This window comes from Streptomyces wuyuanensis, assembly GCF_900103455.1.
In the GTDB taxonomy this organism is placed as follows: domain Bacteria; phylum Actinomycetota; class Actinomycetes; order Streptomycetales; family Streptomycetaceae; genus Streptomyces; species Streptomyces wuyuanensis.
This window is the reverse complement of the sequence record NZ_FNHI01000004.1, coordinates 1-16,217: the sequence shown is the minus strand read 5'-3', so window position 1 is coordinate 16,217 and position 16,217 is coordinate 1. Positions and strand designations below refer to the sequence as shown.

Here is a 16,217-nt window from a genome sequence, read left to right as displayed (position 1 = left end):
GCGGCCGGCGCGGGGCGCTGCCGGTGGAGGAGGCGGTGCGAGCGGCAGCCCACCCCGGGCTCACCCCGTGCGCCTCGCCGCGGCGCGGCCGCTCGCCGCCGTCAGGACCCCGATCCGTATGGACTTGACCGCTTCACACCCGATCCGTGCCCACTCGTGACCGCATAGCCGACTCCGGGGGTGTTTCTCCTCCGTCAACGGTGCACGGGCGGAAGGGTGGAGGCCGTCTTCACAAGGCCCGACTTTCGGATACGCGACCGTGCCTGGAATAGTTCCTCACGATGTTCGCCATCCCTAGACTCCCGTTGACGGGGGTAGCTCGGGGGACAAGTAGTGGGGCATGGAGTGCCGGAACTCGTACTGGAATTGAACGGAAGGACCTGGACCCTCGATCCGTCCAGGTCGTACACCCTGGGGCGGGATCCCCAGGGTGACGTGGTGATCGACGACGCCAGGGTGTCGTGGCGGCACGCCACCATCGGCTGGGGCGGCCGGAGTTGGTTCATCGAGGACCACGGCAGCACCAACGGCACGTATGTGCAGGGCAGGCGCATCCACCAGATGGAGCTCGGCCCCGGCTCCGCGGTGCATCTCGGCAACGCGACCGACGGCCCGCGGCTGAGCCTGTCCGGCACCGAGGCCGGCGCGTACAGCGCACAGGGAGCCGTTCCGCAGCAGGCGGCCCAGGCCCAGCAGGCGCCGGCCCAGCACGGCTGGTCGCAGCAGCAGGCCCCTCAGGCGCAGCAGCCGGCCCCCCAGGGCCGGGAGCAGTGGCAGCAGCCCGCCGCCCAGGTGCCGCACCAGCAGGGTCCGCGCGAAGAGTACGTCCAGAAGACGCCCGGCGGTGCCGCGGGGGCCCCGCCGGTCCACGGCGACCGCAGCCCCACCACGTTCCACCAGCTGTCCCTGGGCCGCGTGATGCGCATCGGCCGCGCGCTGGAGAACGACCTGGTGGTCTCCGACCTCCAGGTCTCCCGCCACCACGCCGAGTTCCACGCGACGCCCGACGGCCGTTTCGAGATCCGCGACCTCGGATCGCACAACGGCACGTACGTCAACGGCCAGCCGCTCGCCAAGTCCGGCACGGCGCTCATCGGCCCGAACGACACCGTCGGCGTCGGTCACTCGACGTTCCGGCTCGTCGGCGACCGGCTCGAGGAGTTCGTCGACACCGGTGAGGTCTCCTTCTCCGCCCGCCACCTCACCGTCACGGTCGACGGCGGCAAGCAGATCCTCAAGGACGTCTCCTTCGGCGTCCCGGAGAAGTCGCTCATCGCGGTCATCGGCCCCTCCGGCTCCGGAAAGTCGACCCTGCTCAAGGCGCTGACGGGCTACCGCCCGGCCAACCAGGGCGATGTGCTCTACGACAACCGGAACCTGTACAAGCAGTTCGCCGAGCTGCGCCAGCGCATCGGTCTGGTCCCGCAGGACGACATCCTGCACAAGGAGCTGACCGTCAAGAAGGCACTCAAGTACGCGGCCAAGCTGCGCTTCCCGGCGGACACCACGGCGGCCGAGCGCGAGGCCCGCATCGACGAGGTGCTGCGCGAGCTCAAGCTCGACATCCACAAGGACAAGAAGGTCACGTCCCTTTCCGGCGGCCAGCGCAAGCGCGTCTCCGTCGCCCTGGAGCTGCTGACCAAGCCGTCCCTGATCTTCCTGGACGAGCCGACCTCCGGTCTCGACCCGGGCATGGACCGCGATGTCATGCAGCTGCTGCGCGGCCTCGCCGACGACGGCCGCACGGTGCTCGTCGTCACGCACTCCGTGGCCGAGCTGGCCCTGTGCGACAAGCTGCTGGTGATGGCGCCCGGCGGCTCGGTGGCCTACTTCGGCCCGCCGGAGGAGGCACTGAACTTCTTCGGGTACGACACCTGGGCCGATGTGTTCTCCGCCTTCGAGAACTACCGCGACTACGACTGGGCGGGCCGCTGGAAGGGCTCGCAGCACTACCAGATGTACGCCGCGGACATCGACGCCGTCGCCCCGCAGTCGGTGCACATGCCGCCGCCGCAGGCGATCCGGCCGCCGAAGCCGCAGGGCTGGTTCTCCCAGCTCGGCACGCTGGTCCGGCGCTATGTCTCGGTGATCGTCTCCGACCGGGGCTTCCTCGCGCTGATGGTGGTCCTGCCGGCGGTCCTCGGAGCGGTGAGCCTGCTCATCGACCCGGACAAGGGCCTGCTCCCGAACGGGGTGAACCCGCAGAGCGGCAGGGTCGTCCCGAACGGCACGGCCACGACGGTGCTGCTGATCCTCGCCGTCGGCGCCTGCTTCGCCGGTGCGGCCAACTCGGTGCGCGAGCTGATCAAGGAGCGGGTGATCTACGAGCGGGAGCGCGCGACCGGTCTGTCACGCTCCGCGTACCTGATGTCCAAGGTGATCGTGCTCGGCATGATCACGGTTTTCCAGGGCGCGCTGGTCGGCGTCATCGGATTCTCCAGCCGGGAGATCCCCGAGGAGGGCCTGGTCCTCGGCTCGGCCACGCTCCTGGAGCTCTCGCTGCCGATCATGGCGCTCGGCTTCACTTCGATGATGTTCGGCCTGATCATCTCGGCGCTGGTGAAGACCGCCGAGAAGACCATGCCGCTGCTCGTGATGTTCGCGATCGTCCAGGTCGTCTTCACCGGCTGCCTGTTCATCCTGAACGGAACCGTCGGGGTGAACGAGTTCTCGTACCTGATGCCGTCCCGCTGGGCGGTCGCGGCGGCCGGTGCCACCCTGGACTTCAACAAGATCAGCCCGAACCAGGACGACCCCGGCAACACCGACCCGCTCTGGGACCACGAGGTGGGCGCCTGGGGCATGGACATGGCCGCCCTGCTCGCGCTCGGCGCCCTGTGCGGCTTCTTCGTGGCACGCTTCCTGCGCCGCCACGAGCCGGAGGTCATGCGCAAGTAGCGGACGGCTCCGCTCGCGCGGAACGGACGACGCCGGAGGGCGGCACCCGCAATGCGGGTGCCGCCCTCCGGCGCATGTGTGTCCGGCTCGCGGCGTCCGTCAGTAGGCGCTGTTGACGTTGTCGATCGTGCCGTAGCGGTCGGCCGCGTAGTTGCAGGCGGCGACGATGTTGGCGACCGGGTCGTACTGGTCCTTGGCGGTTCCGGGGACGTGGTACGCGTCGAAGGTCGGCTTGATGACCTGCAGCAGGCCCTTCGACGGGACGCCGTTGATGGCGTTGATGTCCCAGTTGTTGATCGCGCGCGGGTTGCCGCTGGACTCGCGCATCACGTTCTTGTGGATGCCGTGGTAGGTGCCCGGGATGTTGTGCTTCTTCATGATGTCCAGGGCCTCGCGGATCCAGCCGTCCAGGTTGTTCGCGTAGACGGGCTTGCGGGCGGCGGCACGGCTGGCGGCCTGCTCGACGGCGCGCTTCTTGGCGGCGGCCTCGGCCTTGGCGGCGGCGACGGCCTTGGCCTTCGCCTGCGCGGCGGCCTTGGCCTGGGCGGCGGCCTTGGCGTTCGCGGCGGCCTGGGCCTTCGCCTGGGCGGCGGCCTTGGCCTGGGCGGCGGTGAAGGCGTTCTGCTCGGCGATGCTGGTCTGCAGCGCGGTGGCCTTCGCGGTGTCGACGGTGGTGGACCAGGCGACCTCGGAGGCCGGCGCGGCCTGCGTCTCGGTACCGGCGACGGCGTTGCCCGGGACGAGCGAGAACGCGAGGGCGGAGGCGCCAACGGCGGCCACACCGGCAATCGAGAACTTGTGGGTCTTGGACATACGGCGGAAGCCGGGGGTGCGGGACGCGGACATGCGAGACGTACCTCTTCGAATAGCGGGTGTCGCTTCGGCCGGGGCGGCGCAGCGCCTGCTCGGCGGCGACGGACGCAATTCTTAGCGGCAGCAAAATCCTGTGGCAAAGGTGTGACATACGATCCTGGGTAGTGGACACGGAAGCCCCAAAATCGGACAAGTCACTCACCTTGGCCTGCTCACATGTCCTTTATGTATCCACTAGCGCGCTTCGTAAGTGATGTGGGTCCTATGTGCGGGCTCACATCGCGCTGCGGCCTCGCTCACCTTCCGTTGCTCAAGCAATGCACTCAGTGAGTGTCCTGGTCCGGAAGGATGAGGTGGACGTCGCCGAACTCGTGCCACAGGTAGAGACGCCGTAGCGCCTCGGTGTAACTCCTGGCCAGCGCCTCGCGCCCGGCGATCGCCGCCAGCATCAGCAGATGCGAGGCCGCCGGCTCGTGCAGGCCCGTCAGCAGGCCCTCCACCACCCGCACGCCCCGCGCGGGCGTGACGACGAGATCCGTCCAGCCCGCAGCGGGACGCACCGTCCCGTCCGGATCCGTCGCCGACTCCAGCGCCCGCACCGCCGTCGTACCGACCGCCACGATCCGCCCGCCGCCTCCGGCCCGACGGCGCGCACGAGCCGCGTTCAGCAGCCACGCCGTGGCCGCGGGCACCTCGAAGCGCTCCGGGTACGGCGGCTCGTGCGCCTCCGAGGAGGCCACGCCCGTGTGCAGCGTGACCGGGGCGAACTGCACCCCGCGCCGCACCAGCTCCGCGACCAGCGGCTCCGTGAAGGGCCGCGCCGCACTCGGCATCTCGGCCGAGCCCGCGCCGTCCGGCTCGGGCAGCGCGAACACCGTCTGATACACGGAGAGCGGCTGGTCCCGCTCCGTGTAGCCGTACCGGATCGGCCGCCCGTACCGCGCCATCAGCCCGGGCACGTCCACCGACACCGCGGCCCACCACAACCGGGGCGACCCCTCCACCAGCGGCTCCCGCGGAACGAGCAGCCCGCCCCCGGGGAGGCGTATCCGGGCGCCCGCGGGCCCGCCCGCCCGTGGCAGCGTGCTGCCCGCCCCGTCCGGCGACCGCAGCTCCACCGCCCACAGCCCGCCACCGGACGCCGTCCCGGCGCGCTCCCCGTCCGCGCGTGTGGAGAAGTGGACGACCAGCCGCTCCCCGCCCAGCCGCGCGTTCACGGCCGCCGGAAGCGTCGCGGAGGTGTTCACCGCCAGGACGTCCCCGGCCCGCAGCAGCCCCGGCAGCGCACGGAACGCGTGGTGCGTCACGGCGCTGCCGCGCGACACCATCAGTCGTACGTCGTCCCGCCCCGTCCCGCGCTCCTCGGCCGGGACCCGCGCCGACAGCCCGTCCGGCACCCGCAGGGCCTCCAGGACGCTCATCGGCCGGCCGCCAGCGCCGGCGCGGCGTACCGCCCGCTCGCCGGCCGCTCGTCCAGCAGCCGCAGGAACCCAGGCACCACGTCGTCGGGCGCCGGCCTCGGCTCGTCGTCGTCCGGCACCGCCGCCGCGTACAGGTCCGTGCGCATGTCGCCCGGGTCGACCGCCCACACCCGCAGCTCCGGCTCCTCGACCGCGAGCACGGCCGCCAGCAGGTCGAGAGCGGCCTTCGACGCCCCGTAGCCGCCCCACGTCTCGTACGCCTCGGCCGCCGCGTCCGACGACACGGCGACCACCGCGCCCGGCCCACCGGCCCGCAGCAGCGGCAGCGCCTCCTGCACCAGCCCAAGCGCCGCCACCACATTGGTCTCCAGCGCGGTCCGCAGGCCCGCCACCGGCAGGTCCTCCAGCCGCACCAGCGGCTCGGCACCCAGCGCGCTGGCGTTGCTCACCAGCAGGTCGAGGGAACCGCCCAACTCGCGTGCCGCGGACACCAGCTCGGCCCGGTGCCGCGCGTCGGTGACGTCCCCGGGCACGGCCCTCACCCTCGTCCCGTGCCGGCGCAGCTCCTGCGCCGACGCCTCAAGGGCCGGCGCCGTCCGCGCGTCCAGCACCAGGTCCCAGCCGCGCCGTGCGAGCGCGGCCCCCAGTGCGTGCCCGAGCCCCTTCGAAGCCCCCGTGATGATCGCGACAGGCATGACGTCCGTCCCCTCTTACCGTGCGGTGCCGTTACCGATGGGACTCAGGCTGGCCCGGTGCCGGGGCCCGCCGCCTCGTCCCCGCGGCCGTACCGGGCAGGGCACTTCGACCTAGGCCCAGCGACCGGGGCGGCTGCCGTCCACAGGCCGATACGCACCGTCACCCCGCCCCGGTACGGTGATCCCATGAGCCATCGACCGAGCTCCGGCCTGGCCGCCGTCAGCACCGCTCTGCTCGCGATGAGCAGGCATCTCGAGGTCCGGGACGTCCTCAAGACGATCGTGGCCTCGGCCCGCGAGCTGCTCGACGCGGAGTACGCGGCGCTCGGCGTCCCCGACGACCACGGAGGCTTCGCCCAGTTCGTCGTCGACGGCGTCAGCGACGATCAATGGCGGGCGATCGGACCGCTCCCGCGCCAGCACGGCATCCTCGCCGCGATGCTGAGGGGCGCGAGGACCGAGCGGCTCGCGGACGTGCGGAAGGACCCCCGGTTCGAGGGCTGGCCCTCCGCCCATCCCGACATGGCGGACTTCCTGGGCCTGCCCATCAAGGACGGCGACGAGACGATCGGCGCGCTCTTCCTCGCCAACAAGCGGTGCCCCAAGCCGGACGGCAGCTGCGGCTTCACGGAGGCCGACGAGGAGCTGCTGTCGATCCTCGCCCAGCACGCCGCCATCGCCCTCACCAACGCCCGGCTGTACGAGCGCAGCCGCGAACTCACCATCGCCGAGGAGCGTTCGCGCCTGGCGCACGAACTCCACGACGCCGTCAGCCAGAAACTGTTCTCCCTCCGGCTGACCGCACAGGCCGCGGCCCGCCTCGTGGACCGGGACCCGGCCCGGGCCAAGGGCGAGCTCCAGCAGGTGGCCGCGCTCGCCGCCGAGGCCGCCGACGAACTGCGGGCCGCGGTGGTCGAGCTGCGCCCCGCCGCCCTGGACGAGGACGGTCTCGTCAACACGCTCCGCACCCAGATCCAGGTCCTCGACCGCGCCCACAGCGCACGCGTCACCTTCGACAGCTGCGGCGTCCGCGCTCTGCCGGCCGCCCAGGAGGAGGCCCTGCTGCGGGTCGCCCAGGAGGCCCTGCACAACGCGCTGCGGCACTCGGGCGCACCCCGGGTCGCGGTCAGCCTGGCCCGCCGGGGCCAGGGCGCGGTCCTCAGCGTCACCGACGACGGCAGGGGCTTCGAGCCCGAAGCGGTCCGCAGGGCCGGCCGCCACCTCGGCCTGGTCTCCATGCGCGACCGGGCGAGCGGCGTCGGCGGAAGACTCACGGTGGAATCGGCGCCCGGCAAGGGCACCACGGTCGAGATGGAGGTCCCCGGTGGCTGAGAGGGAAAGCCGAGGTGCAGAGCGCCCCGCCGGAGGGCCGCAGGCGGCGGACGGGCGGGCGATCCGCGTACTGCTGGTGGACGACCACCAGGTGGTTCGCCGCGGTCTGCGCACCTTCCTCGAGGTGCAGGACGACATCGAGGTCGTCGGCGAGGCGGGGGACGGGGACGAGGGCGTGGCGCGCGCCGAGGAACTGCGGCCCGACGTCGTGCTGATGGACGTGCGGATGCCCGGCACCGACGGCATCGAGGCGCTGCGCAAGCTCCGCGCGCTCGACAACACGGCGAAGGTGCTGATCGTCACCAGCTTCACCGAGCAGCGCACGGTCGTTCCCGCGCTGCGTGCCGGCGCCTCCGGCTATGTGTACAAGGACGTCGACCCCGACGCACTCGCCGCGGCGATCCGGTCCGTGCACGCGGGCCATGTGCTGCTCCAGCCGGAGGTGGCGGGGGCGCTCCTCGCGCAGGACGAGCCGGGCGGCGGACAGGGGAGGGGTACCTCGCTCACCGAGCGGGAGCGCGAGGTGCTCGGGCTGATCGCCGACGGCCGCTCCAACCGGGAGATCGCCCGGGCGCTGGTCCTCTCGGAGAAGACCGTGAAGACCCATGTGTCGAACATTCTGATGAAGCTCGATCTCGCGGACCGCACCCAGGCGGCGCTCTGGGCCGTACGGCACGGGCTCTCCGGCTGAACTCCGGCCTGGTCAAAACGTTTCGGCAGGTCATCGGGGCAGGTGAGCGGAGCGGTTCCTTCCGGTGTGAGATTCATACCGTCGTGTGTATGTCGCCCACACGGCGTATCCCCTGCCCGTGCCGGGCGTTCTCCAGGGCGAGCCGCGGCGGTCCAGCCGCGGTGACGCCTAGGAGGATCCAGAAGTGAAGAACCTGAAGAAGGCCCTCGCCGTCTCCATGGTCGCCGGCGGAATCGTCGCCGCCGGTGCCGGTGTCGCGTCTGCCACCAGCGCGCACGCGGACGGCCACGCCACGCACTCTCCGGGCGTCGGCTCCGGCAACCTGATTCAGGCGCCGGTCCACGTCCCGGTCAACGCCGTCGGCAACACGGTCAACGTCATCGGCGCCCTGAACCCGGCCTTCGGCAACGCGGGCGTCAACGGCTGAGCGAGCCGCCCGTCCTTCGACGGCCCGGCATCGCCGCCGGACCCCGGGCACCGTCCGGGGCCCGCCGGCCTGCCGGGCCCGGGTGCGCGGCGGCCGTCTCCATCCCGCACCGGAGGGCGGCGAGCAGCTGCCGTCCGCGGCCGGGCACCTGGGGCAGGGCCGGGCTTCCCGGCCCCGGTCCACGCCTCCGTCACGGGCCGACCTCCTGGGGCGTCTTACGCCGGGCCCCCCTTCCGGCCCGCGCCCCTACTCCGCCTCCGTCACGGGCCGATCTTCTGCCGCGCCTCCTGCCGCGCCTCCGTCACGGGCCAGGGGCGACGCGGGACCGGCGCGGGCGGTCCGCTCCCGTCACAGACCCGCCCGGCGCTCCTGGTCCTCCACGTACGCGTTGTACGCCGCGACCTGCGCGCGCCGCGCCACACGCTCCACCGGCCGCAGCGCCGCCCCACGGGCCGCCATTTCCGACGCGCTCATCGCCCCGCCGTGCCCGTTCTCGTACGCCAGGGACAGCAGGAGCCCGATGCGCTGGGCCAGCTCCAGGACGCGCACAGCGCGCGAGGGATACCCGGGCGCGAGCACGTCGCGGGCCCCCCTGGCCTCCGCCCGCGCCCGGTACGCGTCGAGCGCGGCCTCGGCCACCGGTCCGGAGGCCGCCACGTCCAGCCGCGACAGCACCTCCGTCGCCTCCCGCAGCCCCTCCGCGAGCTCGCGCTCCGCCTCCCCGAGGGAGGGGACGTCGGCGGGCGGGGCCTCCCGCACCGGCAGACAGTGCCAGACCACCTCGACGTGCACATCGCCGTCCGGGCCCGCCTCGTGCACCTCGGGGACCAGGCCGTACGCGGTGCCGTGGCAGACGACCGCCTCCTCCGCCTCCAGGGCCCGCGCGTTGAACTCCGGCGGTCCGCTCAGCCCCAGCGGATGCCCCGGCGCGGGCAGCGCGACCCGGAATCCCCGCACGCCGGCCGCGCGGAGCCGGCCCAGCCCCAGCGTGAGCCCGACCGGTCCGTCCTCGCCGGGGAGCCCTTCCACACGGTGCACCGCGTCGTCCCGGACAATCGCGGTCACTGCGTCATCTGGTGATACAAATCCGGCCAGGAGGGCATTTCCCCAAGCGGCCAGGCGTCCTGAGCGTGGTTCCGAGAGCATGGACCCAGCCTAGGTACCGGACCCGGGGCAGGAGCACAGGACGGGTGGCGTAGGTTTACCTGGGGAGCCGCGCCCACAGGCGCGCAGGGCCCGAGACTCGACGACTGCATGGGGAGACAACGCGCTCATGAGCGATGTACTGGAGCTGGTGGACGTATCCGTGGTCCGCGACGGACGTGCTCTGGTGGACGACGTCTCCTGGTCGGTCAAGGAGGGCGAGCGCTGGGTGATCCTCGGCCCGAACGGCGCCGGCAAGACGACCCTCCTCAACATCGCCTCCAGCTACCTGTTCCCCACCACCGGCACCGCCACCGTCCTCGGCGACCGCCTCGGCAAGGTCGACGTCTTCGAGCTCCGTCCCCGTATCGGCGTGGCCGGCATCGCCATGGCCGAGAAGCTGCCCAAGCGCCAGACCGTCCTGCAGACCGTCCTCACCGCCGCCTACGGCATGACCGCCACCTGGCACGAGAACTACGACGCCGTCGACGAGCAGCGCGCCCGCGCGTTCCTCGACCGCCTCGGCATGTCCGAATACCTGGACCGCAAGTTCGGCACCCTCTCCGAGGGCGAGCGCAAGCGCACCCTCATCGCCCGCGCGATGATGACCGACCCCGAACTGCTGCTCCTCGACGAGCCCGCCGCCGGCCTCGACCTCGGCGGCCGCGAGGACCTGGTACGCCGCCTCGGCCGGCTCGCCCGCGACCCGTACGCGCCCTCCATGATCATGGTGACCCACCACGTCGAGGAGATCGCACCCGGCTTCACCCACGTGCTGATGATCCGTCAGGGGAAGGTGCTCGCCGCGGGCCCGATGGAGACCGAGCTCACCTCCCGCAACCTCTCCCTCTGCTTCGGACTCCCGCTCGTCGTCGAGCGCAACGGCGAGCGCTGGACGGCCCAGGGCCTGCCGCTCTCCTGATCGCGCCCTGTCGGGGCGGCGTTCGCCGCCCTACCATGCCCATGTGGACATCGACGCATGGGTGTGGTGGCTCGTCGCAGCGGTGGGACTGGGAATCCCCCTTGTGATCACCGCCATGCCCGAACTCGGCATGCTCTCCGTCGGCGCGGTCGCCGGAGCCGTCACCGCGGGCCTCGGCTTCGGCGTGGTCGCCCAAGTGGTGGTGTTCGCCGCCGTCTCGGTCGCGCTCATCGCCGTCGTACGGCCCATCGCGGCACGCCACAGCGCACAGCGCCCCCAACTCGCCACCGGAGTCGACGCACTGAGGGGCCGTCAGGCCGTCGTGCTGGAACGGGTCGACGGCGACGGGGGCCGCATCAAGCTCGCAGGCGAGATCTGGTCCGCACGCGCCCTCGACGCCTCCCGCGCCTTCGAACCGGGGGAGCAGGTGGACGTGGTCGAGATCGACGGGGCGACGGCCGTGGTGATGTGACACACCGGGTGCGGTTCGTCATGATCATGTGACGGAACCTCACCCACGACCGGCCGCGGTCTGGGAAACTCGATCATCAGAGACTCATCCGGCAGCGAAGGGCACGGGAAGCACGATGCCATCGATCATCATCGTTCTGGTCATTCTGGTGGTGCTGGTCTTCATCGCCCTGATCAAGACGATCCAGGTCATCCCGCAGGCCAGTGCCGCCATCGTCGAACGGTTCGGCCGCTACACGCGCACGCTCAACGCGGGGCTGAACATCGTCGTCCCGTTCATCGACTCGATCCGCAACCGGATCGACCTCCGCGAACAGGTCGTCCCGTTCCCGCCCCAGCCCGTGATCACCCAGGACAACCTCGTCGTCAACATCGACACCGTCATCTACTACCAGGTGACCGACGCCCGCGCGGCGACGTACGAAGTGGCCAGCTACATCCAGGCGATCGAGCAGCTCACCGTCACCACCCTGCGCAACATCATCGGCGGCATGGACCTCGAGCGCACCCTCACCTCCCGCGAGGAGATCAACGCAGCCCTCCGCGGCGTCCTCGACGAGGCCACCGGCAAGTGGGGCATCCGCGTCAACCGCGTCGAGCTCAAGGCGATCGAGCCCCCGACCTCCATCCAGGACTCGATGGAGAAGCAGATGCGCGCCGACCGTGACAAGCGCGCCGCCATCCTCACCGCCGAGGGCATCCGCCAGTCCCAGATCCTCACCGCCGAGGGCGAGAAGCAGTCCGCCATCCTCCGCGCCGAGGGCGAGGCCAAGGCCGCGGCCCTGCGCGCCGAGGGCGAGGCCCAGGCGATCCGCACGGTCTTCGAGTCCATCCACGCCGGCGACCCCGACCAGAAACTGCTCTCGTACCAGTACCTCCAGATGCTCCCGAAGATCGCCGAGGGCGACGCCAACAAGCTCTGGATCGTGCCCAGCGAGATCGGCGACGCGCTCAAGGGCCTCTCCGGCGCCATCGGCAGCTTCGGCGGGCCCCTCTCCGGCAACAGCGGCGGCGGGAACGGCGGAGGGAACAACATCCCCCGCCAGACCGGCGGCACGGAGCGACGCGAGCAGCCCCCGATCGACTGACACCCCGGCACGGTCGTGCATGATCGGTGCGGCCCCCCGACCTCGACGGCGGGGAGGCGACGCACTGATCATGTGAGGAGATGGCCTTGTCCATCTGGGAAGCGGTCGCGATCTTCGTGGCAGGCACGGCAGCGGGCACGATCAACACGATCGTCGGCTCGGGAACCCTCATCACCTTCCCGGTTCTGCTGGCCACCGGACTCCCGCCCGTCACCGCCACCGTGTCGAACGCCCTCGGCCTGATACCGGGATCGATCAGCGGAGCCATCGGCTACCGCGCCGAACTCACCGGCCAGAAGCGCCGCATCCTCCGGCTCGGCCTCGCCGCACTCGTCGGCGGACTCGCCGGCGCGATGCTCCTGCTCCTGCTGCCGCCGAGGGCCTTCGAGACCATCGTCCCGGTCCTCGTTGCGCTCGCCCTCGTCCTCGTCGTCCTCCAGCCCCGGATCTCCGCCGTCGTCCAGCGCCGGCGCGAACGCCGCGGCACCGGTGCACCCCACCCCGACGGCGGACCGCTCCTGTTCACCGCCCTGATGCTCGCCAGCGTCTACGGCGGCTACTTCACGGCCGCCCAGGGGATCATCTACCTCTCCCTCATGGGCATGCTGCTCGACGACAGCCTCCAGCGCCTCAACGCCACCAAGAACGTACTCGCCGCGATCGTCAACTCCGTGGCCGCGCTCTTCTTCCTCTTCGTCGCCGACTTCGACTGGACCGCCGTGCTGCTCATCGCGGTCGGCTCCGCCATCGGCGGCCAGCTCGGCGCCAGGATCGGCCGCAGGCTCTCACCCGTGGTGCTGCGGACCTTCATCGTGCTCGTCGGAACGGCCGCCATCGTCCAGCTCCTCCTGCGCTGACGCACACGGAAGCCCGCCTCCCACCGGAGACGGGCTTCGGCGTACATCCACGACCGCACCGGCATACGGCCGGCGCCGGCCGGAGAACTCTCAGGCCGCCGACCGGGCGACGGGCGGCACACCCGGCTGCCCGCCGTGCTGACCCAGCCACTCCGGCAGCGACGACCGCTCACCCGCCCGCAGTGCCAGCAGCATCGCGTCCGCCGGCGTCGGTACGAACGGCTCGTGCAGCAGCGGCATCCCCGCCTGGTCCGGCGTGCGGTTCGCCTTGCGGTGGTTGTCCTCCGCGCACGACGCGACCGTGTTCAGCCAGCTGTCCGCACCACCCTGCGACCGCGGCACCACATGGTCCACGGTCGTCGCCCGCTTCCCGCAGTAGGCGCACCGGTGCTGGTCGCGAACCAGCACACCCCGTCTCGACCACGGCGCCTGTCTTCGGAACGGCACCCGTACGTATCTGCAGAGCCTGATCACCCGTGGTACGGGAAGTTCCACCGCTGCCGCACGCACCCGGAGCGCGGGGTGGGCCTGCTCGACGACGGCCTTGTCCTGCAGCACCAGCACCACCGCACGGTTGAGCGTCACCGTCGAAAGCGGCTCGAAGCTCGCATTCAGTACCAGCGTGTCCCGCATTGTGCCCCACCTCCCGTGTGCAGGCCCGGCCCTTGTGGCGGGCTCTGGGCTGGGATCAACTCTGGCCGGGCACGCCGCGTTGGACAACGCAATATCCGCGTACAACGAAAGATGCCCGCTCCTGATCTCTCCAAGACCAGGAGCGGGCAAACAACGGGCGAACGCTCGTAAAGCTAGCCGCGGTTCTCGTACTCGCCGATCAGCTGGGCACGCGCCAGCGTGTGGAACCGCAGATTGAAGCCCACGACCGCGGGCGACACATCGGCACCGGGGCCCAGCTTCTCGGAGTCCACCGCGTACATGGTGAACACATAGCGGTGCGGACCGTCACCGGGCGGCGGGGCGGCGCCGCCGAAGTCCTTCGTCCCGTAGTCGTTCCGGACATGGACGGCGCCCTCGGGCAGCCCCTCGAACTTCCCGCTGCCCGCACCCGCGGGCAACTCGGTCACCGACGCCGGGATGTCGAACAGCACCCAGTGCCAGAAGCCGCTGCCCGTCGGGGCGTCGGGGTCGAAGCACGTCACGGCGAAGCTCTTCGTCTCCGCCGGGAAGCCCTCCCACCGCAGCTGCGGGGACGTGTTGCCCGCCGAGTGGACCTGTGCGTCCCGCAGGACACCGCCGTCCTCGACGTCGGTACTCGTCACCGTGAAGGACGGCACCTGCGGATGGAAGTCATGAGGCAGCGGAGCCCTCTTCGCCTCGGACACGTCTGAACCTCCGTGATCGGGAGTCCCGCGCTTACGCTCGCGCGCTTACGGCACCGAGCGTAGAGCCCTACAGCCAGTTACGACGGCCGCCGACCTCAGCGAGCCACTGGTTGAGGTAGGCGGCGTAGTCCGTCCCCTGGAAGTTGTGCAGGTCCACCGTGAACGCCCGGTAGGAGTCGCTGCCCTCGCTGAACAGGCCCGGCTTCTTGTCCATCTCCAGCACGACGTCCATCTCGCGGTCGTCGGCGACGAAGGTGACCTCGACCTGGTTCAGCCCCCGGTACTGCTGCGGCGCGAAGAACTCGATCTCCTGGTAGAAGGGCAGCCGCTGGCGCGTCCCGCGGATGTGACCGCGCTCCATGTCCGCGCTCTTGAAGCGGAAGCCCAGCTGGATGAAAGCGTCCAGCACCGCCTGCTGAGCCGGCAGCGGGTGCACGTTGATCGGGTCCAGGTCACCCGAGTCCACGGCGCGCGCGATCTCCAGTTCGGTCGTCACGCCGATGTCCATGCCGCGCAGCCGCTGCCCGGCGATCGTCGTGATGGGGGTCTCCCACGGGATCTCCAGCCCGAACGGCACCACGTGCACCGCGCCGGACTGCACCTCGAAGGCGCCCCCGAGCCGCTGCTTGACGAACTCGATGTCCTGCTTGACCTCATGGTCGCCGCCCTCGACCTCGACCCGCGCCTGCAGACCGACGGACAGCCCCTCGATCTGCTGGTTCACCGAACCGCCCTGGATGCGAACCTCGCCCTGCACGACCCCGCCCGGCACGACGTTGTCCTCGGTGAGCACCGTCTCGACCGAGGCACCGCCGGCCCCGAGGCTCGCGAGCAGCTTCTTGAAGCCCATGATCCATCCCTCCTGTGTACTGACCTCTACATACGCGCGACGACGGTAGCCGGTTCCCCGGACGGGGCGAGTACCCTCGTACGGCATGATCGAGAGCCCCGACCGTACGCCGCTGCCCCGGGACTTCTTCGACCGGCCCGTCCTGGAGGTCGCGCCCGATCTCCTCGGCCGGACCCTGGTGCGCCGGTCCGAGGCCGGCACCATCGAACTCCGGCTCACCGAGGTGGAGGCCTACGCGGGCGAGATCGACCCGGGCTCGCACGCGTTCCGGGGTCGCACCGCCCGCAACGGAGTCATGTTCGGGCCGCCCGGACACGCGTACGTCTACTTCACCTACGGCATGTGGCACTGCCTCAACCTGGTGTGCGGTCCGGAAGGCACGGCGAGCGGGATTCTGCTCCGCGCCGGCCGGATCCGGGTGGGCGAGGAACTCGCCTTCAAACGCCGACTTTCGGCCCGCAGCAGCAAGGAACTGGCCAAAGGGCCGGCCCGGCTGGCGACCGCCCTCGACATCGACCGCACCCTCGACGGCGCGGACGTCTGCTCCGACGGGAACGGAGCCCCCGAGCCGCTGACCGTCCTCACGGGCACCCCGCCCGCCCGCGACCAGGTACGGAACGGACCGCGCACCGGCGTCGGCGGAGAGGGCGCGACCCACCCCTGGCGCTACTGGATCGACGGCGACCCCACGGTGAGTCCGTATCGGGCCCACTCGCCACGCCGTAGGGCAACTTGACTCGGCGTCGCAAGACGCCTAACGTAGCCCGAGCCGCATAAACAGGGACTGCTGTTCTACAGCCCCCGGAGCGGCCATCCACTACCTATGACGGACCCCAACGGGTGCGATTTCGGCATGCCGAAATCCTGCTCGATCGCCTCGATTATGAGTCGCAGGGGAAATCGGTTAACGTAGTGAACACGCCGAAAGGCAAAAGGCCCTCCAGCGGCCACCGGAAATGAATTCCGAACCGGGAACGGAACGGAAAACGGATCTGGTAAGGTTGGAAACACCGAAGGGAAGCGCCCGGAGGAAAGCCCCAGAGAATGTTCTGCGGGTGAGTACGAAGGAAGCGTCCGTTCCTTGAGAACTCAACAGCGTGCCAAAAGTCAACGCCAGATATGTTGATAACCCCGTCCATCCGCACGGATGGTCGTGGTTCCTTTGAAAAAACACAGCGAGGACGCTGTGAACCGGGAAGACTATTCCTCTTCCTGGTTCCGCTCTCGTGATGTGTTCGCCCCGATCACGGGGAAGCATTCACGGAGAGT

General features: G+C 70.8%; 16 protein-coding genes. 9 read left to right on the top strand and 7 right to left on the bottom strand.

Annotated elements, in window-relative coordinates; genetic code table 11:
- Positions 1-333: 333 nt before the first annotated feature.
- A complete protein-coding gene (locus tag BLT82_RS07310) occupies positions 334-2,898 on the top strand; it encodes an ABC transporter ATP-binding protein/permease (protein WP_093653036.1) in 2,565 nt (854 codons plus the stop codon).
- Between the two features lie 99 nt (positions 2,899-2,997).
- Here BLT82_RS07310 and BLT82_RS07305 read toward each other — a convergent pair whose 3' ends face one another.
- The 3 genes from BLT82_RS07305 to BLT82_RS07295 all read right to left on the bottom strand — a co-directional run bounded on the left by BLT82_RS07305 (position 2,998) and on the right by BLT82_RS07295 (position 5,827).
- Positions 2,998-3,744: a transglycosylase SLT domain-containing protein gene (locus BLT82_RS07305; protein WP_093653035.1), complete on the bottom strand. Its 747-nt coding sequence runs from the start codon at positions 3,742-3,744 to the stop codon at positions 2,998-3,000.
- 290 nt (positions 3,745-4,034) lie between these two features.
- Complete coding sequence (locus tag BLT82_RS07300) at positions 4,035-5,132, bottom strand: S-adenosylmethionine:tRNA ribosyltransferase-isomerase (RefSeq protein WP_093653034.1); 1,098 nt, start codon at positions 5,130-5,132, stop codon at positions 4,035-4,037.
- Positions 5,129-5,827, bottom strand: a complete 699-nt coding sequence (locus tag BLT82_RS07295; protein WP_093653033.1) for an SDR family NAD(P)-dependent oxidoreductase — start codon at positions 5,825-5,827, stop codon at positions 5,129-5,131. Before BLT82_RS07295 ends, BLT82_RS07300 begins: the two co-directional genes overlap by 4 nt.
- Positions 5,828-6,013: 186 nt before the next feature.
- Between BLT82_RS07295 and BLT82_RS07290 the strand changes: the two genes are divergently transcribed.
- The 3 genes from BLT82_RS07290 to BLT82_RS07280 all read left to right on the top strand — a co-directional run bounded on the left by BLT82_RS07290 (position 6,014) and on the right by BLT82_RS07280 (position 8,277).
- Positions 6,014-7,159: a GAF domain-containing sensor histidine kinase gene (locus BLT82_RS07290; RefSeq protein ID WP_093653032.1), complete on the top strand. Its 1,146-nt coding sequence runs from the start codon at positions 6,014-6,016 to the stop codon at positions 7,157-7,159.
- Positions 7,152-7,850, top strand: a complete 699-nt coding sequence (locus tag BLT82_RS07285) for a response regulator (RefSeq protein ID WP_404203245.1) — start codon at positions 7,152-7,154, stop codon at positions 7,848-7,850. The genes BLT82_RS07290 and BLT82_RS07285 overlap by 8 nt, the downstream gene beginning before the upstream one ends.
- 184 nt (positions 7,851-8,034) lie before the next feature.
- Entirely contained in the window at positions 8,035-8,277 is a 243-nt protein-coding gene (locus tag BLT82_RS07280; protein ID WP_093653031.1) for a chaplin, read from the top strand.
- Between the two features lie 348 nt (positions 8,278-8,625).
- Here the strand turns inward: BLT82_RS07280 and BLT82_RS07275 are convergent, their stop codons facing one another.
- Positions 8,626-9,423, bottom strand: coding sequence for a hypothetical protein (locus tag BLT82_RS07275; RefSeq protein WP_093653030.1), 798 nt, complete (start codon positions 9,421-9,423; stop codon positions 8,626-8,628).
- A 127-nt stretch (positions 9,424-9,550) separates the two neighbouring features.
- On the opposite strand from BLT82_RS07275, the gene BLT82_RS07270 reads away from it, so the two are divergent.
- The 4 genes from BLT82_RS07270 to BLT82_RS07255 all read left to right on the top strand — a co-directional run bounded on the left by BLT82_RS07270 (position 9,551) and on the right by BLT82_RS07255 (position 12,758).
- On the top strand, positions 9,551-10,342 hold the full coding sequence (locus tag BLT82_RS07270) for an ABC transporter ATP-binding protein (RefSeq protein ID WP_093653029.1): 792 nt from the start codon (positions 9,551-9,553) through the stop codon (positions 10,340-10,342).
- A gap of 43 nt (positions 10,343-10,385) precedes the next feature.
- Positions 10,386-10,814: an NfeD family protein gene (locus BLT82_RS07265; RefSeq protein WP_093653028.1), complete on the top strand. Its 429-nt coding sequence runs from the start codon at positions 10,386-10,388 to the stop codon at positions 10,812-10,814.
- A gap of 115 nt (positions 10,815-10,929) precedes the next feature.
- Positions 10,930-11,901, top strand: a complete 972-nt coding sequence (locus BLT82_RS07260) for an SPFH domain-containing protein (protein ID WP_093653027.1) — start codon at positions 10,930-10,932, stop codon at positions 11,899-11,901.
- Positions 11,902-11,981: 80 nt separating this feature from the next.
- Positions 11,982-12,758, top strand: coding sequence for a sulfite exporter TauE/SafE family protein (locus BLT82_RS07255; protein WP_208867753.1), 777 nt, complete (start codon positions 11,982-11,984; stop codon positions 12,756-12,758).
- 90 nt (positions 12,759-12,848) lie between these two features.
- Here the strand turns inward: BLT82_RS07255 and BLT82_RS07250 are convergent, their stop codons facing one another.
- The 3 genes from BLT82_RS07250 to BLT82_RS07240 all read right to left on the bottom strand — a co-directional run bounded on the left by BLT82_RS07250 (position 12,849) and on the right by BLT82_RS07240 (position 14,948).
- The gene (locus tag BLT82_RS07250; RefSeq protein WP_093653026.1) at positions 12,849-13,391 is read right to left on the bottom strand and encodes an HNH endonuclease; all 543 of its coding nucleotides are present in this window, start codon (positions 13,389-13,391) and stop codon (positions 12,849-12,851) included.
- 173 nt (positions 13,392-13,564) lie between these two features.
- Positions 13,565-14,098 carry a YbhB/YbcL family Raf kinase inhibitor-like protein gene (locus BLT82_RS07245; protein ID WP_093653025.1) on the bottom strand — a complete coding sequence of 178 codons (534 nt, stop codon included), beginning with the start codon at positions 14,096-14,098 and terminating at the stop codon, positions 13,565-13,567.
- Positions 14,099-14,165: 67 nt separating this feature from the next.
- Entirely contained in the window at positions 14,166-14,948 is a 783-nt protein-coding gene (locus BLT82_RS07240; RefSeq protein WP_093653024.1) for a sporulation protein, read from the bottom strand.
- Between the two features lie 85 nt (positions 14,949-15,033).
- Here BLT82_RS07240 and BLT82_RS07235 point away from each other — a divergent pair, with 85 nt between their 5' ends.
- Positions 15,034-15,684, top strand: a complete 651-nt coding sequence (locus tag BLT82_RS07235; protein ID WP_093653023.1) for a DNA-3-methyladenine glycosylase — start codon at positions 15,034-15,036, stop codon at positions 15,682-15,684.
- Positions 15,685-16,217: the final 533 nt, after the last annotated feature.